The organism is Kribbella sp. DT2, assembly GCF_049844575.1.
Lineage (GTDB): Bacteria > Actinomycetota > Actinomycetes > Propionibacteriales > Kribbellaceae > Kribbella.
This window is the reverse complement of the sequence record NZ_JBNCLH010000003.1, coordinates 688,698-709,357: the sequence shown is the minus strand read 5'-3', so window position 1 is coordinate 709,357 and position 20,660 is coordinate 688,698. Positions and strand designations below refer to the sequence as shown.

Sequence of the window (20,660 nt, the reverse complement as noted above, 5' to 3'; positions counted from 1 at the left end):
CACCCGCCCCCGTCGCCTCGTCCGCCACGTCGCCGACTCTAACCGGTCGACCTGAACCACTCCGGGAAACCCGTGACGAGCGAGCCACATATCCTATAGGATCTCTGACCAGCAGTCTTTTGCGTTCCGCCTCCGCACCAAGAACGGGTCCTCCATGCCGCGTTTCACCGAGTTCGAGACGTACGACGTCCGCTTCCCCACCTCGCGGGACCTGGACGGCTCCGACGCGATGAACGCCGACCCGGACTACTCCGCGGCGTACCTGATCCTGCGCACCGACGCCGGCGACGGGCTCGAGGGCCACGGCTTCGCGTTCACGATCGGCCGCGGCAACGACGTGCAGACCGCCGCGATCGAGGCGCTGCGCGACCACGTCGCCGGGCTCGACGTCGACGCGACGCTGGCCGACCTCGGCGGGTTCTGGAAGTCGCTCGTGCACGACTCGCAGCTGCGCTGGCTGGGCCCGGAGAAGGGCGTCATGCACATGGCGATCGGCGCGGTCGTCAACGCGGTCTGGGACCTGGCCGCCAAGCGGGCCGGCGTCCCGCTGTGGAAGCTGCTGGCCGACCTGAGCCCGGAGCAGATCGTCGACCTGGTCGACTTCCGCTACCTGACCGACGCGCTCACCCGCGACGAGGCGCTGGAGATCCTCCGCAAGGCCGAACCGGGCCGCGCCGAGCGCGAGCAGCAGTTGCGCGAGCGCGGCTACCCGGCGTACACGACGACGCCCGGCTGGCTCGGGTACGACGACGAGAAGCTGGTCCGGCTCTGCCGCGAGGCGGTCGCCGACGGGTTCACCCAGATCAAGCTGAAGGTCGGCGCGAACCTCGACGACGACATCCGCCGGATGCGGCTCGCCCGCGAGGCCGTCGGGCCGGACATCCGGATCGCGATCGACGCCAACCAGCGCTGGGACGTCGCCGACGCGATCGCCTGGGTGCAGGCGCTGGCGCCGTACGACGTGTGGTGGGTCGAGGAACCGACCAGCCCCGACGACATCCTCGGGCACGCCGCGATCGCGCGCGGGATCGCGCCGATCCGGGTCGCCACCGGCGAGCACGTGCAGAACCGGGTCGTGTTCAAGCAGCTGCTGCAGGCCGGGTCGCTGGCGTTCGTGCAGATCGACTCCGCCCGCGTGGCCGGGGTGAACGAGAACATCGCGATCCTGCTGCTGGCCGCGAAGTTCGGCGTACCGGTGTGCCCACACGCCGGCGGGGTCGGGCTGTGCGAGCTGGTCCAGCACCTGTCGATGTTCGACCTGGTCGCGGTCAGTGGTAGTACGGACCAGCGGGTGATCGAGTACGTCGACCACCTGCACGAGCACTTTCTCGACCCGGTCGTGATCGAGGCGGGGCACTACGTCGTGCCGACGCGGGCCGGGTACAGCGCGGAGATGGAGGCCGGCACGTTGCGCGACTTCCGGTTCCCCGCGGGCAAGGTCTGGACCGAATCGAAGGAGCAGTCGAAGTGACGGATTTCGCCGGCCTGAAGGCCGTGGTGACCGGTGGCGCGTCGGGGATCGGCCTGGCCGCCGCAACTCAGCTGGCCGCGCGAGGTGCCGAGGTGGTGGTCTTCGACCTCAAGCCGGACGTGCCCGCGCCGCTGACCGGGATCGCGGCCGACGTCACCGACGACCAGTCCGTGCGCGACGCGGTCGCCTCGGCGGCGCTGCGGCTCGGCGGGATCGACATCCTGGTGAACAACGCCGGAATCGGTGCCCAGGGCAACGTCACGGCGAACGACGACGAGGAGTGGCACCGCGTGCTCGACGTGAACGTGGTCGGGATCGCGCGGGTGACGCGGGCGGTGCTGCCGTACCTGCGGCGCTCGTCGTCGGCGGCGATCGTCAACACGTGCTCGATCGCGGCGACTGCCGGTTTGCCGAACCGGGCGGTCTACAGCGCCAGCAAGGGCGCCGTACTGGCGTTGACGATGGCGATGGCGGCTGACCACGTGCGCGAGGGGGTGCGGGTCAACTGCGTCAACCCCGGTACGGCGGACACGCCGTGGGTCGGTCGGCTGCTGGACGTTGCCGCGGACCCCCAGGCAGAGCGCGCGGCGCTGGAGGCACGGCAGCCGATGGGACGACTGGTGACGGCGGACGAGGTCGCACTGGCGATCGCGTACCTGGCGAGCCCGTTGTCGGGCTCGACAACCGGTACGGCGCTGGCGGTCGACGGCGGCATGCAGAATCTGCGGCTGCCTGCACCGCCCAGCTGAGCCGGTACGGCGGCGTGCGGCTCGGCCGCGAGCCGGCCCGGCCCCCGGGCCCCGGCTCGACCGACCCCAACCTCCCCCTCCCCCGGCTCCGCCGGGGCCGAGCGTCGCGCGGCTGACCGGCGTACTGTCTTTCTCGCTTTGTCCTTCGGTGGAAAGGTGATGTGCTCGTGAAGATCTTCCCCACGGACCTGCGGATCGGGCTGGGCGGTGCTCCGCTGGCCGGGCTGTTCACGCCGATCTCCGACGCCGACGCGGTCGCGACGGTCGAGGCGGCGTGGGAGGAGGGCTGGCGGTTCTTCGACACCGCGCCGCACTACGGGCTCGGGCTGGCCGAGGAACGGCTCGGCACCGGGCTCGCGGGCAAGCCGCGCGACGAGTACACGCTGTCGAGCAAGGTCGGCCGGATCATCTACGAGGCCGACACCGAGGAGGGCGACGGCGAGGGCTTCGCGGTGACGTCGAAGCGGCGTCGCCGCTGGGACTTCAGCCGCGACGGCGTGCTGCGCAGCATCGAGGACTCGCTGCGCCGGATCGGTACCGACCGGCTCGACATCGTGTTCGTGCACGACCCGGACGACCACTACGAGGAGGCCGTCGCGACCGCGTTCCCGACGTTGATCGAGCTGCGCGACCAGGGTGTGATCGGCGCGATCGGCTCCGGCATGAACCAGTCCGCGATGCTCACGCGCTTCGTCCGCGAGGTCGACGTCGACGTGATCATGCTGGCCGGGCGGTACACGCTGATCGACCCCGACGGGCTGGACGACGTACTGCCTGCTTGTGTGGACAACGACACGCAGGTGATCGCCGTCGGCGTCTTCAACTCGGGGCTGATGGCTCAGCCGCGGCCGGCGTCGGACGCCACCTTCAACTACGCGCCCGCCGACCAGGCACTGATCGACAAGGCCAACCAGCTCGCGGACGTCTGCGAGTCGCACGGCATCACACTGCCGTCGGCCGCGTTGGCCTTTCCTGTGTTCCATCCGGCGGTCGCGGGAATCGCTGTCGGCTGCCGGTCCGCGGCCGAGGTCCACGCCAACGCAGCGCTCTCGCGCGTCGAGGTCCCGACGGGTTTCTGGTCCGACCTCAAGTCGGCAGGTCTGCTGCGCGAGGACGCGCCGACGCCGTAGCGGCTCTCAGCTCACCTGGGACGACGGGGCCGTGAAGGTGTTGCAGACGGCCAGGTTCGGGCGGTCGAAGGCCCGTCGCGACCAGATGCCGTGGTTGCGGGTGCTGCCGTGGTCGCGGGCGCCGAGCTCGGGGCGGTCGCCGGTGTTGTTCACGACGTACAGCCACTGGGTGCGCAGCGTGCCGCGGATGCCGTAGCTGGCCTTGTTGGCGCCGAGGAACAGGTTGCCGAAGCAGGACGCCTGCAGCTCCTTGCGCCGCTGCATCTCCAGCTCGAGCGCCGGGGTCGCCGCGTTGTAGCCGAGCCGCCGCGACGCCTGGAGGATCCCGGTCAGCTCCTGGACGGCGTGCCCGTACTCGTGCGCCGCCGCGTGCGAAGCCACCGCCCGGCTGAACGTCTGCGACTGCTTCCAGTACTGGATGTCGAGGTCGGCCTTCATGTACATCGTGTGGTTCGACGGGCAGTAGAAGGCGAGCGCGTCGATGGCCGTGCCGCAGGGCGAGCTGCCGTTGGTCGCGATCGTCAGCAGCCCCGGCGGCCGGAACTGGTACCCCGCCGAGGTCACGTGCCGCCGCCAGGCGCGGTCCAGGCAGGCCTTCAACGAGCGGTAGTACGCCGTCGAGTTCGCCTGGTTGCCGAGCCCGACCCGCGACTCGCGGCAGCCGACCGATGCCTGCGTGCCGGTCCGGTACAGCTTGTTCGTCGCGGCGATCTGGTACGGCGTCAACACCGGCGCCGGCTTCGGCGACGGCGGACTGGTCGGCGGCCGCGTCGTCGCGGGCACGCTCGTCGGCGGCTCACTAGTTGCCGTCGGCACCGTGGGGCTGTCCTCCACCGTCGGCTCGTACGACGGCGACGCCACCGGCGGTGTCGCCGTCGAGTCGTCCTTCCCGGTCAGCGAGAACCCAACCCCCACCACTACGGCGGCCAGCACGGCCAGCCCGCCCACCACAGCCAGCACCACCAGCCCCAACCCTCGCCGCTTCTTCGGCGGCTGCGGCATCGGCCCCCAGCCGAAGCCCTGCTGCCCGGCCCCGTACGGCGACCCGGCGTACTGCTGGCCGGCGTACTGGCCAGGCGGCGGCCCGTACGGCCCCTGCTGCCCGTAGTACTGCCCCGGCGGTGGCCCCTGAGGAGGCGGGTACTGCCCAGCCGTCTGCGGCGGATACGGGCCGATGCCCTGCGGTGTCCCCTGGCCGTACTGTCCCGCAGGCGGCCCCCACTGCTGCCCAGCCGGCGGCCCTTGATTCGGCGGGTTCTGCCCAGGAGGTCCCCACTGCTGACCAGACAACTCGGCTCCTCCACCCGTAAGCCGGCCCGTACAACCGGTCCCCCGAAGCGTAGAAGCCCAAGGGTCCAGCCCTCGACACCCCGAGCGCGCGTCGGCCCCACCCCTGTCCTCGCCCGCCCTCGCCCGCCCTCGCCGGTCCTCGCCCGTCCTCGCCCGTCCTCGCCCGTCCTCGCCCGCCCTCGCCCGCCCTCGCCGGTCCCTGCCCCGGCTTCGCCCTCCACCCGACCACGCCTCTGCCCCCTCGGTTCCGTCCTCTCTCAGCCCCGCCCCGCTCCCAACCTCGTCCAGACCGTCGACTGCTTCGTTGTTCGACGACTGACGCCGTACAACGCGTCAGTCGTCGAACAACGCACCACCGTTGCCCCAAGCAACACAAATCCGCCGGGCCAGGACCGGGCGGGCCGGGACCGGGTGGGCCGGACGGACAGACGGACGGGCAGGCAGGCAGGCCTAGGCCGAGGCCGGCGCGGGCCGGAACGACGAGCCCGGCGGGACGAGCCCGGCGGGACGAGGCCGGAAGGCGAGCTGGACGGAGCCAGGCGGACGGACGGAGACGAGGCGTACTTCGAGGCCTGCACCAGTGGTCCGCCGAGTTGGATGACGAGGCGAACCGTCTGGAGTGGGCGCTCTTCGAGCACACGGGTGTGACTAGACCAGCGTGTGGTGGGCCAGGCCGGCCCCGCTCACCGCCTCAGCGGGGGCCTCGGTGGGAGTAGCGGGGGCGGGCGACCACCGGCCAGGTCCTGTGGCCGTGGGGTGTGGTTGTGGTCGCCGTACGGGGTGGCTGGGGAGTCTGGGTGGGTTCCCGGCGGATGCAGCGGAGGCTGCCTGCTCTGCGCATGGTTACAGGGGGTCGATCTCTTGGAGCTGGTTGTTCTCGATGGACAGCCAGCGGGTGATGCCGATGTCTTTCAGGAACGGGAGGTCGTGGCTGGCGACCAGCAGGGCGCCTTGGTACGACGACAGGGCTGCCTGGAGTTGGGTGATGCTCGCCAGGTCGAGGTTGTTGGTGGGCTCGTCGAGCATGAGGAGTTGGGGTGGGGGCTCGGCCAGCAGCAGGGCGGCGAGGGTGGCGCGGAAGCGTTCTCCGCCGGACAGGGTGCTGACGGGCTGGTCGGCGGCTCGGCCCCGGAAGAGGAAGCGGGCCAGGCGGGCCCGGCGGTCGTTGTTGTCGGTGCCGGGGGCAAGGATCGCCAGGTTCTCGGCGACGGAGAGGTGGTCGGTCAGCAGGTCGAGGCGTTGCGGGAGGAGGCGGGCCGGGACCAGGGGCAGGCCGAGGGTGGTGACGGCGTGCAGCAGGGTGGACTTGCCGGCGCCGTTCGGGCCGGTGAGGGCGATCCGTTCGGGGCCCCGGATCTCCAGGTTCGCGATCAGGCCGGTGCGGAGCTTTAGGTCCTGCAGGCGCAGGGCGACGCGACCGTTGGGGATCGCGGTGTCGGGCAGGTCCACCCGGATGTGGTCGTCGTCGTGGATCTTCTCCTCGGCCTCGGCCAGCGCCTCCTGGGCCGCGTCGAGGCGCTCGCTGTGCATGCCGAGGTGCTTGCCGGCCGAGACCTGCGACGAGCGTTTCATCGCGCCGGCCGCCATCTTGGCCACGCTGCCGGACTCGAACGCACGACGCCCACCCGCCTGGCGGCGCTCGATCTTCGTCCGTGCCTCGATCAGTTCCCGCTTCTGCCGCCGTACGTCGGCATCGGCGGATCGCATCATCCGCTCGGCCGCGTCCTGCTCGACGGCGACGGCTTCCTCGTACGCCGTGAGGTTGCCGCCGTACCAGGTCAGGTCGCCCTTGCGCAGGTCCCCGATCTGGTCGACGCGGTCGAGCAGCTCGCGGTCGTGGCTGACCACGAGCAGCGCGCCCCGGAACGCGTCCACCGCGTCGTACAGGTGCCGCCGGGCGCGCAGGTCGAGGTTGTTGGTGGGTTCGTCGAGCAGCAGGACGTCGGGGCGGCGGAGCAGCTCGGCGGCCAGGCCGAGCAGGATCGTCTCGCCGCCGGACAGCTCGCCGACCGAACGGTCCAGGTCGATCGCGCCCAGGCCGAGCCGGCCGAGCAGCGCCAGGGCGCGCTCCTCGACGTCCCACTCGTCGCCGACCCGGGCGAAGTTCGCCTCGGAGGCGTCGCCGGACTCGATCGCGCCGATCGCCGCCCGGACGTCCGCGATGCCCAGCGCGGCGTCGACCCGCAGCGAGGTGTCGAGGGTGAGGTCCTGCGGCAGGTACCCGAGCTCGCCGCTGACCCGGATCGATCCACGCTGCGGCGTCAGTCGTCCCGCGATCAGCCGCAGCAGCGTCGACTTGCCGGCGCCGTTGCGGCCGACGAGTCCCGAGCGCGCCGGTCCGGCGGCGAAGGAGAGCCCGTCGAACAGCACGTCGCCGTCGGGCCAGGCGAAAGTGAGGTCGTTACACGTCAAAGAGGCAAGCATCAGGTGGTACTCCGAGATCTCGAACGAGACCGCGCACCGACCGGTGGCGATCAACCGCTGCTGAAGAGAGATCTCAGTTGTTCAACCCGCACCCCTGACCTGGACGACAAGACACCACAAGACTAGCCAGCCGGATCAGCCCGGGCCAACTGTTTTACGGCGCCTTGCGGAGCCAGGACTCGACGCCCGCGATGTGGGCGGTCATCCAGGCGCGGGCGGCCTCGGCGTCGCGTTGCTCGAGGGCGTCCAGGATGGCGGTGTGCTCGGCGAGCGTCCGCTCGACGGCGCCCGCCTGGGTGACGCCGCGCCAGATGCGGGCGCGCTGGGTGGCCCCCGAGACGCCGTCGAGCAGCGAGCAGACGACGGCGTTGCCGGTCGCCTCGGCGATGCCGCGGTGGAAGCGCAGGTCGTTCTCGACCAGCGCGTCGACGTCGGCGGACGGCGACAGGTCACTGGTGAGCAGCCGCAGGTTGGCCAGCTGCTCCGGCGAGATCCGGGACGCGGCCAGGGCGGCGACGCCGGGTTCGAGCAGCCGGCGTACCTCGAAGAACTGCAGGACCGAGTCGTCGCGGTGCAGGTCGACCATGAAGCTGAGCGCGTCGAGCAGGTGCGCCGAGGTCAGGCTGGTCACGTACGTGCCGTCGCCGTGCCGTACGTCGAGCACGTTGACCAGCGTCAGCGCTTTCACCGCCTCGCGCAGCGAGTTGCGCGACAGACCGAGCCGGGCGGCCAGGTCCGCCTCCTTGGGCAGCCGGTCCCCCGGGCCCAGCTCGCCGGAGGTGATCATCTCCTTGATCTTGACGATCGCCTCATCCGTCAGCGCCATCGGATCAGTATGCCGCCGCGGTCGCCCACCCTGGCGCTGCCGTACCGAACGACAGGAAGTCTCCCCGCCCGGTCCCCGATCCCCGCTCACGCCGAGCGGCCGGGAAGCGATTTCGCCGACATGTCCTGTCGCTCGGTACCGAACGGCGTCGCCCCGTCCGGCCTCAAGCTGGTCCGCGGGCTGGCCAATCAATGAGAACTGGACTGATCCGCTGCGTGACGTTGGCCACATTTTTGCGTACGCTCGGTCATCACCAGGGGCGAGCGCGCAGTTGCATACAGTGGGCACTCAGGCGTAGTGAGCACTCCGGAAAGGCCTCGATCCACGCCTGGAACCCCACCGCTGCAACGCGTCCCGCAGTCCGGCCCGGGCCCGAGCCAGGTGTCAGGAGCGGCGCCGCGGGCAACAACGCTGAAACACCCGAAACGCAGGTGTTCCAGGGCGCGAACGATCAACCCACGGTGGCGGAACCACTCGACACACTGGTCCGGTGGTCCCGGGCTGTAGATGTCTTGCCGCTGCTATTAGCCTTGCCTCGGGAGCAGCCCCATAACTCCCGTAGTCATAACAGTGGTACCGGACCCGCAATCGGAAGAGGCGAACTGCCCAGTGGCCACCGAGCCATCAGACACAAATCCCCTTGCAGCCTTCGGAGCGAACGAATGGCTGGTCGACGAGATGTACGAGAAGTACCAGCAGGATCCCAAGTCGGTGGATCCGGCCTGGCTCGACTTCTTCAAGGAATACAGCCCGGGTGACGCGAAGCCGGTGAACACCGCCCCGTCCGACGCTCCCCGACCCGATGCGGTGTCCGAGAACAAGACCCCGGAAGCACCGGCCCGAGGTACGGCGGCGACCGCACCGGCCTCGAGCGCGCCGGCGGCGCAGGCCGCCACGACGGCCCCGGCCCCCGCCTCGACGGCCAACACGGCCTCGACGGCGACCCAGAGCAAGGACCAGCCAGCCCAGACCAAGCCCGCAGCAGCGGCCCAGCAGCAGACCGCGCCCGCGGCCGGCGGCGCCCCGACCGGAGGAACGGTGAACCAACCGCCCGCAGCGCAGCCCAAGCCCGCTCCCGCGACCAGCACGGACGCGGAGCGCAGGATCCTGCGGGGTGCCCCGGCCCGGACCGCCCAGAACATGGAGACCAGCCTCCAGGTCCCGACAGCGACCAGCGTCCGCCAGGTGCCGGTCAAGCTGCTGATCGACAACCGGATCGTCATCAACAACCACCTCAAGCGCGCTCGCGGTGGCAAGATCTCGTTCACCCACCTGGTCGGCTGGGCGCTGGTCAAGGCGCTCAAGACGCTGCCGGAGATGAACGCGTCGTACGACGAGACCGAGGGCAAGCCGACGCTGGTCCAGCCCGAGCACATCAACCTCGGCCTGGCCATCGACATGCAGAAGCCGGACGGCACCCGCCAGCTGCTGGTGCCGTCGATCAAGGCGACCGAGTCGATGACGTTCGCCGAGTTCTGGATGGCCTACGAGGACATCGTCCGCCGGGCCCGCGACAACAAGCTCGCGCTGCCGGACTTCCAGGGCACCTCGATCAGCCTCACCAACCCCGGCACGATCGGTACCCAGCACTCGGTGCCGCGGCTGATGAGCGGCCAGGGCTGCATCATCGGCGTCGGCGCGATGGAGTACCCGACGGAGTACCAGGGCGCGGCCGAGGAGACGATGGCCAAGCTCGCGGTCAGCAAGGTGATGACGCTGACCTCGACGTACGACCACCGGATCATCCAGGGTGCGCAGTCGGGTGAGTTCCTGCGCCGCCTGCACCAGCTGCTGCTCGGCGCCGAGGGCTTCTACGACGAGATCTTCCAGAGCCTGCGGATCCCGTACGAGCCGATCCGCTGGGCCGCCGACCTCCCGCACAGCCACGAGGAGGACATCAGCAAGCAGGCCCGGATCCTGGAGCTGATCCACGCCTACCGCGTGCGCGGCCACATCATGGCCGACACCGACCCGCTGGAGTACAAGCAGCGCAGCCACCCCGACCTCGACGTCGCGACCCACGGCCTGACGCTGTGGGACCTGGACCGCGAGTTCGCGACCGGCTCGTTCGGGGCCGCGACCGACCGCCGGTTCATGAAGCTGCGCGAGATCCTCGGCATCCTGCGCGACTCGTACTGCCGCACCACCGGTATCGAGTACATGCACATCCAGGACCCCGAGCAGCGCAAGTGGCTGCAGGAGCGGATCGAGCGGCCGCACACCAAGCCGCCGCGCGAGGAGCAGCTGCGGATCCTGGCCAAGCTGAACGAGGCCGAGGCGTTCGAGACCTTCCTGCAGACCAAGTACGTCGGCCAGAAGCGGTTCTCCCTGGAAGGCGGCGAGACCACGATCCCGCTGCTGGACGAGCTGTGCGAGGAAGCCGCCGGCGCCGGTCTGGACGAGGTCGTGATCGGCATGGCGCACCGCGGCCGGCTGAACGTGCTGGCCAACATCGTCGGCAAGTCGTACGGCCAGATCTTCCGCGAGTTCGACGGCAACATCGACCCGCGCACGGTCCAGGGCTCCGGTGACGTCAAGTACCACCTGGGCGCCGAGGGCGAGTTCGTCTCGGAGTTCGGCGACAAGATCAAGGTGTCGGTGGCGGCCAACCCGTCGCACCTGGAGACCGTCGACCCGGTGCTCGAGGGCATCGTCCGGGCCAAGCAGGACATCCTCGACCAGGGCGCCGCCTTCCCGGTGCTGCCGCTGCTGGTGCACGGTGACGCGGCCTTCGCGGGCCAGGGCGTCGTGGCCGAGACGCTGAACCTGTCGCAGCTGCGCGGGTACCGTACCGGCGGCACGATCCACGTGATCGTCAACAACCAGGTCGGCTTCACCACTTCGCCGGCCTCGTCGCGCTCCTCGATGTACTGCACCGACGTCGCGCGGATGGTCCAGGCGCCGATCTTCCACGTGAACGGCGACGACCCCGAGGCCTGCGTCCGGGTCGCCGACCTGGCCTTCGAGTACCGCCAGGCGTTCAACAAGGACGTCGTGATCGACCTGGTCTGCTACCGCCGCCGCGGTCACAACGAGGGCGACGACCCGTCGTTCACCCAGCCGCTGATGTACGACCTGATCGAGCAGAAGCGTTCGGTGCGCAAGCTCTACACCGAGGCCCTGATCGGCCGTGGCGACATCACGGTCGAGGAGGCCGAGCAGGCGATGCGCGACTTCCAGCAGCGGCTGGAGCGCGTGTTCACCGAGGTCCGCGAGGCGAAGAGCCAGCCGGACACCCCGGCGCCGTACGTCACGGTCCCGGTCTACCCGGACAAGCCGGAGGGCCCGGACGCGACCGCGACCACGCCGGAGGTGCTGAAGAAGATCGCCGACGCGTACACCACGCTGCCGGAGGGCTTCACCGCGCACCCGAAGGTGATGCCGCAGCTGCAGCGTCGCGCCGCCGCGATCACGCAGGGCCCGGTCGACTGGGCCAGCGCGGAGATGACGGCGTTCGGTTCGCTGCTGCTGGCCGGTCGCCCGGTCCGCCTGGCCGGTCAGGACAGCCGTCGCGGCACGTTCGTGCAGCGGTTCGCGGCGGTCATCGACCGGGTCAACGGTCAGGACCACGTCCCGCTGCAGAACCTCGGCGAGGAGCAGGCGAACTTCTACGTCTACGACTCGCTGCTCAGCGAGTACGCCGCGCTCGGCTTCGAGTACGGCTACTCCGTGGCGCGGCCGGACGCGCTCGTGCTGTGGGAAGCGCAGTTCGGGGACTTCGTGAACGGCGCCCAGTCGATCATCGACGAGTACATCTCGGCCGGTGAGGCGAAGTGGGGTCAGAAGTCCGGCGTCGTACTGCTGCTGCCGCACGGCTACGAGGGTCAGGGACCGGACCACTCGTCCGCCCGCATCGAGCGCTTCATGGCACTGTGCGCGGAGAACGCGATGACCGTGGCACAGCCGTCCACGCCCGCGTCGTACTTCCACCTGCTGCGGCGCCACACGCTGCAGGAGGAGCACAACCCGCTGATCGTCTTCACGCCGAAGCAGCTGCTGCGGCGCAAGGAAGCGGTGTCGCAGCCCGAGGAGCTGACCAGCGGCACGTTCCGGCCGATCCTCGGCGACGCGGAGGCCGAGGCCACCGCGGCGACCGTCGAGCGGGTCATCCTGTCGTCCGGCCGGATCGCGTACGACCTGTTCGCGGAGCGGAAGAAGACCGAGACCGACAAGATCAGCACCGCGGTGATCCGGGTCGAGCAGCTCTACCCGCTGCCGGCCGAGGAGATCAAGGCGGAGCTCGCCAAGTACCCGAACGCGACCGAGGTCCGCTGGGTGCAGGACGAGCCGTCCAACCAGGGCCCGTGGCCGTTCATGGCGCTGAACCTGACCGAGCACCTGGGCGGCAAGCCGTTCTACCGGGTGTCCCGGCCGGCCATGTCGGCGACGTCGGTGGGCTCGATGGGCGCGCACACCGCCGAGCAGCAGACGCTGCTGAAGCAGGCGTTCAGCTGACGTGTACTTCACCGACCGAGGGATCGAGGAGCTCGAGGGCCGGCGTGGCGAGGAGGATGTCTCGCTGGCCTGGGTGGCCGAGAGGCTGCGCGAGTTCGTCGACCTGAACCCCGAGTTCGAGACGCCGATCGAGCGGTTCGCCACCTGGCTGGCCCGGCTCGACGACGAGGACGACTGATCGTTTTGTAGTGTGAGCGAATGCCCTTCGCCGACCACCCCGTACGCCGGGTGGCCGCGGCGGAGGGCATTTCGCCGTCCGGGCCGTGGCCCCACACCATCCCCGCTGTGCGGCAACTGCTGACCGAGGGGCTCGACCTCGGGCCCGGTGTCACGTTCCTGGTCGGGGAGAACGGCGCCGGCAAGTCGACGCTGGTGGAAGCTGTGGCGGTCGCGTTCGGGATGTCACCGGAAGGCGGGTCGACCGGCGCCCGGCTGACCACGCGGGCGACCGAGTCGTCGCTGTCGGACGATCTGGTGCTGACGCGGGGTGCGGGTGCGCCGAGGCGCGGGTTCTTCCTGCGGGCCGAGACGATGCACAACTTCTACACCTACCTCGAGCAGAACCCCGGCGGTCCCGAGCCGGTGTTCCACGAGATGAGTCACGGCGAGAGCTTCCTCTCGCTGATCGAGGACCGGTTCACCCGCCGCGGCTTCTACTGCCTGGACGAGCCCGAGTCGGCACTGTCCTTCTCGTCCAGCCTGGCAGTGGTCGGCGTACTGAAGCAGCTCGCCGACAGCGGCTCGCAGGTGCTATGCGCGACCCACTCCCCCGTGATCGCCGCGCTGCCGGGCGCGACGATCCTGGAGGTCGGCGACTGGGGCATCCGCCGGACGGTCTGGGACGACCTCGAGCTGGTGCAGAACTGGCGTGCCTATCTGCGGCACCCCGAGCAGTACCTACGGCACATTCTCTGAGCCGCTGCTCAGTGAACGACCACGACCGGCTGGTTCGCCACCTCCGGCATGAACTCCCGCTGCCAGGGCCTGACCACGACGAGCAGGGTGACCAGGGACAACGCCAAGCCGGCGGACATCACCACGGCCATCGCGACCGCGTCGGTGCCGAGGGCACCGACCATCGGTGCGGCGACCGCGCCGATCCCGAACTGGACAGCGCCCAGCAGGGCCGCCGCGGTGCCCGCCGCCTCGCCGTGGCGCGACAGCGCCAGCGCCGGCGCGTTGGGAAGGGCCAGACTGGCGGCGAACAGCGCCGCCCAGACCGGGACGAGGATGCCGACCAGGCCGCCCAGGTTCAGGGTCGCGGTCAGCAGCAGCGCGACCCCTGCCAGTGCGGCGAGGACCGCGCCCGCGGTGAGCACCTGCTCAGGCTCCCATCGCTTCAGCAGCACCGGGTTGAGCTGGGTCGCGGCGATCAGCAGCAGCCCGCCCACGCCGAACAGCAGCCCGAAGGTCTGGCTGCTCACACCGAACTGCTCCTGGAACACGAACGACGCTCCGGCGACGTACCCGAACACGCCGGTCATCGCCAGGCCGGCGACGAGAGTGAGCCCGACGAAGACGCGGTCGCGGACCAGCTGTCCGGCCGTGCGAGCGATCTCGGCCAGCCCGAACGGCCGGCGTTTGGCAGGCGGCAGGGTCTCGGGCAGCGTCAACGCCACCAGGAGCATCAGCAAGATGCCGAGCACGGCCAGTACGACGAACAGGCCCTGCCACGGCAGCGCCACCAGCAGGGCGCCACCAACGGTGGGGGCGAACACCGGCGCGACGCCGATGACGAGCATCAGCCGCGACAGGAGGGTCGCGGCCGCGCGGCCGACGTACAGGTCACGGACGATCGCCAGCGCGACCACGGACCCCGCGGCGGCACCGACGCCCTGCAGGACCCGGAACACCGACAACGTCTCGACGTTCGGAGCGACCGCGCAGAGCACGGAGGCCAGCACGTGCAGCCCCGCTCCGGCGATCAACGGCAGTCGGCGGCCGGTGCTGTCGGAGAGCGGACCCACCAGCAACTGCCCGAGGGCGAGTCCGGCGAAGGTGCCGGTCAGGGTGAACTGAACCGCCGTCTCGGACGCCGCGAGGTCGGTGGTGATGGACGGCAGCGCCGGCAGGTACAGGTCGATGGTGAGCGGGCCGAGCGCCACGATGAAGCCCAGCGTCAGCACCAGCCGCAGCCGGCCCATCGGGCGCACCGGGCCGTCGGCGGCCACCGTCGGGGAATCAGTCGAAGCGGGCGAGGTCGGAGCATCGGAGATCGCCATGGGTTCCTCGTGATCGGCGGACGAGCAGGGCGCGACGTCACTGTCGCCAGCCAACGACAACGGCCCGCCCCGGCGACCTATTCCCACCCCCACCCACGATCCACCCTGCGGACCACGGGGCCCTCCGAGCCGCGCGAAGCGCAGGCGGGGCGGCCCGGCTCCCCCTCCCCCGATTCCTTCCCCACCAGTCCCGCCCGCGTAGCGGGCGGTCAGTCGGCGTGGGGTGGTTTGCGGCGCAGGGGTGGGTCGGGGGCCAGTGAGCCGTCTGGGGCGATGTGTTCGAAGATCTGGTCGACCAGGTTGAGCACGTGCGGGTCGTCGACGGTGTAGATGTGGCGGCGGCCCTCGCGGCGGGCGGTGATGATGCCGGCCAGGCGGAGTTTGCCGAGGTGCTGGCTGGCGGTCGCGATGCTCACTCCGACGCGGTCGGCCAGCGTGCCCACGTCGTACTCTCCCTGGGCCGCCAGTGCGACCAGGTGCAGCCGCACGGGGGCGGACAGCATCGCGAAGGTGCCGGCGGCGGATTCCAGCTGAGCCCTCGTCGGTTCGGGAAAGGTCGTCATCTCGCGGTCATTGTGACGCGTGTTCCGGCTCCTGGGGAGGCGGCAGGCCGAGGGTGAGCACGGTCTCACACTTTCGCAATTGCGAAAGTATCGAAACGGTGGCAGGCTAAAACCATGGCAAGAGCCCTCCGCCCCGTGCTGCTCCTCCTCGCCGTGGCGATCCCCGCGATCGTCCTGCGGGTCACCGGAACGCACCCCTTCGCCCCGATCGGCATCCTGGTTTTCGGTCTCGGCGTGGTCGCCGCGTCGTTCGTCCTGGCCTGGGCCGCCGAGGCCGCCGAGATGGACATCTCCGGCGGGCTGGCGATCGCCCTGCTCGCCGTGATCGCGGTCCTCCCGGAGTACGCGGTCGACCTCTACTTCGCCCACACCGCCGGCAGCAACCCGGAGTACGTCCAGTACGCCGCGGCCAACATGACCGGCTCCAACCGCCTCCTGCTCGGCCTCGGCTGGTCCAGCGTCGTACTGGTCAGCCTGTACGTCGCCAGCAAGCGCAGCGGCCGCACAGTCAAGGCCCTGGTGCTCGACTCGGGCTACAAGCGCGAGCTCGGCTTCCTGCTGATCGCCGGTGTGGTCGCGTTCGTCATCCCGCTGACCGGCCAGATCCACCTGGTGCTCGGCATCGGACTGTTGGCCTTCTTCGCCTACTACCTGTGGCGCGCCGCGGCCAGCGAGCACGGCGACGAGCCCGACCTGGTCGGCCCGGCCGCGCGGATCGGCAGCCTGCCGAAGGTGCAGCGCCGGATCACGGTGATCGCCATGTTCGCGGCGGCCGCCACGGTCATCCTCTTCTCGGCCGAGCCGTTCGCCAACTCGCTGGTCGAGGGCGGTCACGCGCTGGGCATCGACCAGTTCCTGCTGGTGCAGTGGCTGGCCCCGCTGGCGTCCGAGGCGCCGGAGTTCATCGTGGCGCTGCTGTTCGCCTGGCGCGGTAAGGGCGCGGCCGCGATCGGCCTGCTGATCTCCGCGAAGGTGAACCAGTGGACCCTGCTGATCGGCAGCCTCCCGATCGCCTACGGCATCGGTGGCGGCGGCCCGGCGCTGCAGCTGGACGGGCGGCAGGTCGAGGAGTTCCTGCTGACCGCGACGCAGACGATGCTGGGCATCGCGATCCTGCTGGCGCTGCGCTTCCCGCGCTGGGCGGCCTGGACGCTGCTGGGGCTGTTCGCGGTGCAGTTCGCCGTACCGGGGCAGACCGGGCGGTACGTGATCTCCGGCGTGTACGCCGTGCTGGCGATCGCCGCGTTCGTGCACCACCGGCGGGAGATCATCCCGACGCTGACCGGCCCGTTCCGCCGGACGCGGAAGAAGGACGACGACCGCGAGCTGGTCGAGGTCTGAGACCGATCGCCGAAGGGCCCGCGGACAGCTCGTCCGCGGGCCCTTCGGCGTTGATCGGGTCAGCTGGCCTGCTGCTCCTCGACGGTGACCGTACGGCGGCGCTCGGTCGGGCCGGGGCGGCCCCGGCGGCGCCCGTCCAGGAACTTCTCCCCCGCGGCCGTGCCGGTGAACTTGGTCCGCCGGGCCCACGCGCGGCACTCCTCCAGCACCGGGCACGCGGTCAGGCAGATCGCCTGCGCCTTGCGCTGCTCCCACTGGGTCGCGGTCTCGTCGTACGCCGGTGACATGCCGACGCACGCGGCCTTCGACATCCAGCGGTCGGCGGGGTCGGCGATCACCGTCAAGGTCGGCCTCATGGGCACTCCTGCTCGTCGTTCGATCGGGCGGATCGAGTCCGCGGGGGTTTCCCGCGCCACTCACAGCTTGAGCCTCGGTCGTTGCCCCGGTGCGACGCCAATGTTTCAGGCATGAAACGTCACAAGCCGAGAGGTGTCACATCAGTGCCGCTGACACCGGCGCCTCGGTGAGCAGGGTGCGCACGGTCTCCTGGGCGCAGGCCTTGTTGACGCCGATCCCGCCCTGGGCGCCGCGCTTGATCCAGCCGGTGACGAAGTGGCCGGGCCGCCCGACGACCGCGCCGTTGACGTTCGGTACGACGCCGCGGAGCTCGTCGAAGGGCAGGCCGGGGATCGGGCGGGCGGTGAAGCCGATCGCGGTGATCAGGGTGCCGGCCGGGATGGTCTCGCCGGCGGTGGTGGTCAGGCCGCGGTCGGTCCACTCGGCAGGCATGGTGTTGTAGCGGAAGACGATGCCCTTGGTGTGCTCGACTTCCCGGTACGCCGAAGCGGTGTAAGCAGCAGCTTCCGGCCCTCTGCGCCCGACCACCACCACTTCGGTGATGCCTGTGCCGCTGAGCGTGATCAGGAGGCGGGCGAGATCCAGTGCGACGTTGCCGTTGCCCACGACGATTGCCCTGGGCCCCTTCAGCTCCGGTCGCCGGGCGCCGGGCCGCTCGTTGTACCAGGCAACGACCTCGTCCGCCGTCACCTCACCGGGAAGCCCCAGCCGGCGGCTCTCGTACGCGCCGGACGCGTGCACGACCGCGTCGTACCGGCCCTCGAGCTCCGCCACGCTCACCGACGTGCTGGGCCGCCAGCGGACCCGCGGGTGCGCGGTGATCCGCTCGAAGGTCTCCACGATCTGCTTCGTCAGCGGATGGTCCGGCGCGACGCCGTACCGCGCCAGGCCGCCGACCACCGGCAGCCGGTCGAACAAGGTCACCTCAGCCGTGCTGCGCTGCAGCAGCTCGCGCGTCGCGTACATCCCAGCCGGGCCCGCCCCGACCACCGCGACCCGCCGCGGCCCGTCGGACCAGCGGTCGAAGCGCGGCGGCTCCCAGCTGTCCAGGTCGAGCCCGTCGAGCAGCGGGCGCTCCTTGTAGTACGACGCGTTCAGCTGTACGTCGACCGCCGCCGAGCGGTCAGCCGGCTTGGCGGCGTCCACCGGGCAGATGTCGGCGCAGGCGCCGCAGTCGATGCAGGTCCGCGGGTCGACGAACAGGCCGTCCGTCGTCCCGAAGCCCGGCTCCCCCGGCGACGGGTGGATGCAGTTCATCGGGCACACCGCGACGCAGCTCGCGTCCGAGCAGCAGTCCCCGCTGATCGCGTACGTCACGCCGACGCACCCCCATCCGCGGAGCGACAACAACCGGCGCGGGGCATGTCAGAGCAGCCCGGTCCGCCGGTAGACCCGCCGCGCGGCCGGCGTCAGCAGACCGACCTCGGCGAGGAAGTCCATCAGGTTCGCGCAACTCGACCGCAGCAGCGACCGGTGGTGCTCGTTGCCGCGGGCCATCGTGACAGCTTTCCCGACGTCGAGGCCCGCGTTGCGGTAGACGGCCGGGCTGACCATGCTGCTGACGATCATGTCCGCGGCCAGCGCGATCACCAGCGCGCTGACCTGGCGCCGTACCGGCCCGGCGGTGGCGATCCGGTCCCGGGTCTCCTCGCGGGCGAACACCATGTGCCGCGACTCCTCGACGACTTGGATGTGGTTCACCGTGCGGACCAGCGGCGCGACCCGGCGGTCGCGCATCCAGTCACGCTGCATCACGTCGAGGACCTCCTCGGCGACCAGGATCGCGGCGTACGCCGTGGCGCCGGTCGCGACGGTCTTGAAGCCGCGGCCGAGCTCACGGGCCAGCAGCCCCGGCCGGTAGCGGTCGTCGACGAGCCGGGCGGAGGCCTTGGCGAACATGATCGAGTGCCGGCACTCGTCGGCGATCTCGGTCAGCGCCCACTGGAACTCCGCGCTCGCCGGGCTCTCGTCGTACACGTCGCGGAGGATCATCTGCTGCAGGATCAGCTCGAACCAGATCCCGGTCGAGGCGACCGACGCGGCCTCGTGCTTGGTCAGCGCGCGGCGCTGCGGCTCGGTCAGCTCGTCCCAGTACGGCGTGCCGTAGAGCGTGCTCCACTCGGGACTCAGGCCGTAGCCGTCGCCGACGGGGGCGTCCCAGTCGATCTCGGTCTCCGGGTCGCGGGACAGCTGCGCCGCCGAGGCGAGCAGGCGTTGTGCGGTTTCGTCCGTGCCGTGCATGACGCACCTCCGGGAATCGATACATTCTCAATGTAACATGAGTGATGTATCGATCCGCAAGAGCTGCGCGGCCGGCTGTTCGGACGGGCTATCGGGCGGGCTTCTGGGCGGGCCGGACCATCCGGATCTCGGGGACGCCGAAGTACTCCTCGTCCACCCGGGCGCCGTCCTCGACGAAGCCGTTGCGCCGGTAGAAGGCCAGTGCGCGGTCGTTGCCCTCGAGCAGCCACAGGCTCGCCGCTTCCCGCCCGATCGCGACGTCCATGAGGCGCTGGCCGAGGCCGGTCCCCCACCAGGCCTGCCGCGCGTAGACGGAGTACAGCTCGAGCGGGGTCGGCGCGTCGTCGTCACGGCCGGGGCCGGGTGACGAGAAACCGATCACGCGGTCGTGGATCGGTACGTCCTTCCCCGGGTTGAACGCGAGCCAGCGGACCACACCGGCCTCGATCGCGCCGACCCAGCGCTCGGTACGACGGCCGATGCCGGCCGGGTCGGTCTTCTCCTTCAGCCGCTGAGGGTCCAGCAGGTCGGCGTACGCCTCCTGCCAGCACAGCAGGTGACACCACGCGCCGGCCTCGGCGTCCTCGACGGTGGCGCGACGGATCTCAATGTCCATCTAGACCGTGAAAACGATCTTGCCGAAGACGTCGCCCTCGTTCATCTTCGCGAAGCCCGTGCGGGCGTCGGACAGCGGCAGCGTGGTGTCGATGTGCGGCGAGATGCCCGCGTTCGCCATGAACCGGACCAGCTCGGCCAGCTCCTGCCGGGTGCCCATCGTCGAGCCCTGGATCCGCAGCTGGAGGAAGAAGATCCGGTTCAGCTCGGCCGACTTCGGCGCCTGACCGGACGTCGCGCCGGAGATCACCACCGTGCCGCCCTGCTTGAGCGACTTCAGCGAGTGCGACCAGGTCGCCTCGCCGACGGTCTCCATCACCGCGTCCACGCGCTCGGGAAGGCGTGCGCCCGACTCGAAGACGTCGTGCGCACCGATCTCCAGCGCCTTGGCCCGCTTCGCCTCGTCCCGGCTGGTCGCCCAGACCCGGATCCCGGCCGCGCGCGCCAGCGTGATCAGCGAGGTCGCGACGCCGCCGCCGGCGCCCTGCACCAGCACGGTGTCGCCCGGCTTCAGGCCGGACTGCGTGAACAGCATCCGGTACGCCGTGAGCCACGCCGTCGGCAGGCACGCAGCCTGCTCGAAGCTCAGCCCGGCCGGCTTCGGTACAACGTTGCCCGCCGGGACGACGACCTTCTCGGCGAGCGTTCCCTGGTACCGCTCGCTCAGCAGCGAGCGCTTCGGGTCGAGCGTCTCGTCGCCCTTCCAGGACGGGTCGGAGATGACCGCGTGCACGACCACCTCGTTGCCGTCCGGGTCGATGCCCGCGGCGTCGCAGCCGAGGATCATCGGCAGGCTCTTCTCCGCCAGGCCGACACCCTTCAACGACCACAGGTCGTGGTGGTTCAGCGCCGACGCCTTCACGTCGATCGTCACCCACCCGTCCGGAGCCACCGGATCCGGCCGCTCCCCGACCTCGAGCGCGGACACCGGGTCGTCGGCGTTGAACTTGGCGGCGTAGGCAGCAAGCATGAGCCC

Annotated in this window: 17 protein-coding genes; 7 read left to right on the top strand and 10 right to left on the bottom strand. The window is 70.5% G+C overall.

Going from position 1 to position 20,660, the window contains the following annotated elements; all coding sequences use genetic code 11:
* The first annotated feature begins 154 nt into the window (after window positions 1-154).
* From ACLQ2O_RS16670 to ACLQ2O_RS16660, 3 genes are all read left to right on the top strand, one after another.
* Window positions 155-1,471, top strand: a complete 1,317-nt coding sequence (locus tag ACLQ2O_RS16670; protein WP_425832162.1) for an L-fuconate dehydratase — start codon at window positions 155-157, stop codon at window positions 1,469-1,471.
* On the top strand, window positions 1,468-2,220 hold the full coding sequence (locus ACLQ2O_RS16665) for an SDR family NAD(P)-dependent oxidoreductase (protein ID WP_425832160.1): 753 nt from the start codon (window positions 1,468-1,470) through the stop codon (window positions 2,218-2,220). Before ACLQ2O_RS16670 ends, ACLQ2O_RS16665 begins: the two co-directional genes overlap by 4 nt.
* 167 nt (window positions 2,221-2,387) lie before the next feature.
* The gene (locus tag ACLQ2O_RS16660; RefSeq protein ID WP_425832158.1) at window positions 2,388-3,350 is read left to right on the top strand and encodes an aldo/keto reductase; all 963 of its coding nucleotides are present in this window, start codon (window positions 2,388-2,390) and stop codon (window positions 3,348-3,350) included.
* Window positions 3,351-3,356: 6 nt separating this feature from the next.
* On the opposite strand, the gene ACLQ2O_RS16655 is transcribed toward ACLQ2O_RS16660, so the two are convergent.
* The 3 genes from ACLQ2O_RS16655 to ACLQ2O_RS16645 all read right to left on the bottom strand — a co-directional run bounded on the left by ACLQ2O_RS16655 (window position 3,357) and on the right by ACLQ2O_RS16645 (window position 7,890).
* Entirely contained in the window at window positions 3,357-4,640 is a 1,284-nt protein-coding gene (locus tag ACLQ2O_RS16655; RefSeq protein ID WP_425832156.1) for a neutral zinc metallopeptidase, read from the bottom strand.
* Window positions 4,641-5,483: 843 nt separating this feature from the next.
* On the bottom strand, window positions 5,484-7,064 hold the full coding sequence (locus ACLQ2O_RS16650) for an ATP-binding cassette domain-containing protein (protein ID WP_425832154.1): 1,581 nt from the start codon (window positions 7,062-7,064) through the stop codon (window positions 5,484-5,486).
* Between the two features lie 154 nt (window positions 7,065-7,218).
* Window positions 7,219-7,890, bottom strand: a complete 672-nt coding sequence (locus ACLQ2O_RS16645; RefSeq protein WP_425832152.1) for a FadR/GntR family transcriptional regulator — start codon at window positions 7,888-7,890, stop codon at window positions 7,219-7,221.
* 609 nt (window positions 7,891-8,499) lie between these two features.
* Here ACLQ2O_RS16645 and ACLQ2O_RS16640 point away from each other — a divergent pair.
* The 3 genes from ACLQ2O_RS16640 to ACLQ2O_RS16630 are packed head-to-tail and all read left to right on the top strand — an operon-like array spanning window position 8,500 to window position 13,260.
* Window positions 8,500-12,345, top strand: coding sequence for a multifunctional oxoglutarate decarboxylase/oxoglutarate dehydrogenase thiamine pyrophosphate-binding subunit/dihydrolipoyllysine-residue succinyltransferase subunit (locus ACLQ2O_RS16640; RefSeq protein ID WP_425832150.1), 3,846 nt, complete (start codon window positions 8,500-8,502; stop codon window positions 12,343-12,345).
* A gap of 1 nt (window position 12,346) precedes the next feature.
* Complete coding sequence (locus ACLQ2O_RS16635) at window positions 12,347-12,523, top strand: DUF6104 family protein (RefSeq protein ID WP_012922754.1); 177 nt, start codon at window positions 12,347-12,349, stop codon at window positions 12,521-12,523.
* Between the two features lie 20 nt (window positions 12,524-12,543).
* Window positions 12,544-13,260 carry an AAA family ATPase gene (locus ACLQ2O_RS16630; protein WP_425832148.1) on the top strand — a complete coding sequence of 239 codons (717 nt, stop codon included), beginning with the start codon at window positions 12,544-12,546 and terminating at the stop codon, window positions 13,258-13,260.
* Between the two features lie 8 nt (window positions 13,261-13,268).
* Here ACLQ2O_RS16630 and ACLQ2O_RS16625 read toward each other — a convergent pair whose 3' ends face one another.
* Both ACLQ2O_RS16625 and ACLQ2O_RS16620 read right to left on the bottom strand, forming a co-directional pair.
* Window positions 13,269-14,567 carry a multidrug effflux MFS transporter gene (locus tag ACLQ2O_RS16625; RefSeq protein WP_425832146.1) on the bottom strand — a complete coding sequence of 433 codons (1,299 nt, stop codon included), beginning with the start codon at window positions 14,565-14,567 and terminating at the stop codon, window positions 13,269-13,271.
* Between the two features lie 209 nt (window positions 14,568-14,776).
* Entirely contained in the window at window positions 14,777-15,130 is a 354-nt protein-coding gene (locus tag ACLQ2O_RS16620) for an ArsR/SmtB family transcription factor (RefSeq protein ID WP_425832144.1), read from the bottom strand.
* Window positions 15,131-15,244: 114 nt separating this feature from the next.
* Between ACLQ2O_RS16620 and ACLQ2O_RS16615 the strand changes: the two genes are divergently transcribed.
* On the top strand, window positions 15,245-16,471 hold the full coding sequence (locus tag ACLQ2O_RS16615; protein ID WP_425832142.1) for a sodium:proton exchanger: 1,227 nt from the start codon (window positions 15,245-15,247) through the stop codon (window positions 16,469-16,471).
* A 59-nt stretch (window positions 16,472-16,530) separates the two neighbouring features.
* Here ACLQ2O_RS16615 and ACLQ2O_RS16610 read toward each other — a convergent pair whose 3' ends face one another.
* The 5 genes from ACLQ2O_RS16610 to ACLQ2O_RS16590 form a co-directional block, all read right to left on the bottom strand.
* Complete coding sequence (locus ACLQ2O_RS16610) at window positions 16,531-16,827, bottom strand: WhiB family transcriptional regulator (RefSeq protein ID WP_425832140.1); 297 nt, start codon at window positions 16,825-16,827, stop codon at window positions 16,531-16,533.
* 136 nt (window positions 16,828-16,963) lie between these two features.
* Window positions 16,964-18,145, bottom strand: a complete 1,182-nt coding sequence (locus ACLQ2O_RS16605; RefSeq protein WP_425832138.1) for an FAD-dependent oxidoreductase — start codon at window positions 18,143-18,145, stop codon at window positions 16,964-16,966.
* A 48-nt stretch (window positions 18,146-18,193) separates the two neighbouring features.
* Window positions 18,194-19,069: an AurF N-oxygenase family protein gene (locus ACLQ2O_RS16600; RefSeq protein ID WP_425832136.1), complete on the bottom strand. Its 876-nt coding sequence runs from the start codon at window positions 19,067-19,069 to the stop codon at window positions 18,194-18,196.
* A gap of 88 nt (window positions 19,070-19,157) precedes the next feature.
* Window positions 19,158-19,685 carry a GNAT family N-acetyltransferase gene (locus ACLQ2O_RS16595; RefSeq protein ID WP_425832134.1) on the bottom strand — a complete coding sequence of 176 codons (528 nt, stop codon included), beginning with the start codon at window positions 19,683-19,685 and terminating at the stop codon, window positions 19,158-19,160.
* Window positions 19,686-20,654 (bottom strand): zinc-binding dehydrogenase, encoded by a 969-nt coding sequence (locus ACLQ2O_RS16590; protein WP_425832132.1) that lies wholly within the window; start codon window positions 20,652-20,654, stop codon window positions 19,686-19,688.
* Between the last annotated feature and the right edge of the window lie 6 nt (window positions 20,655-20,660).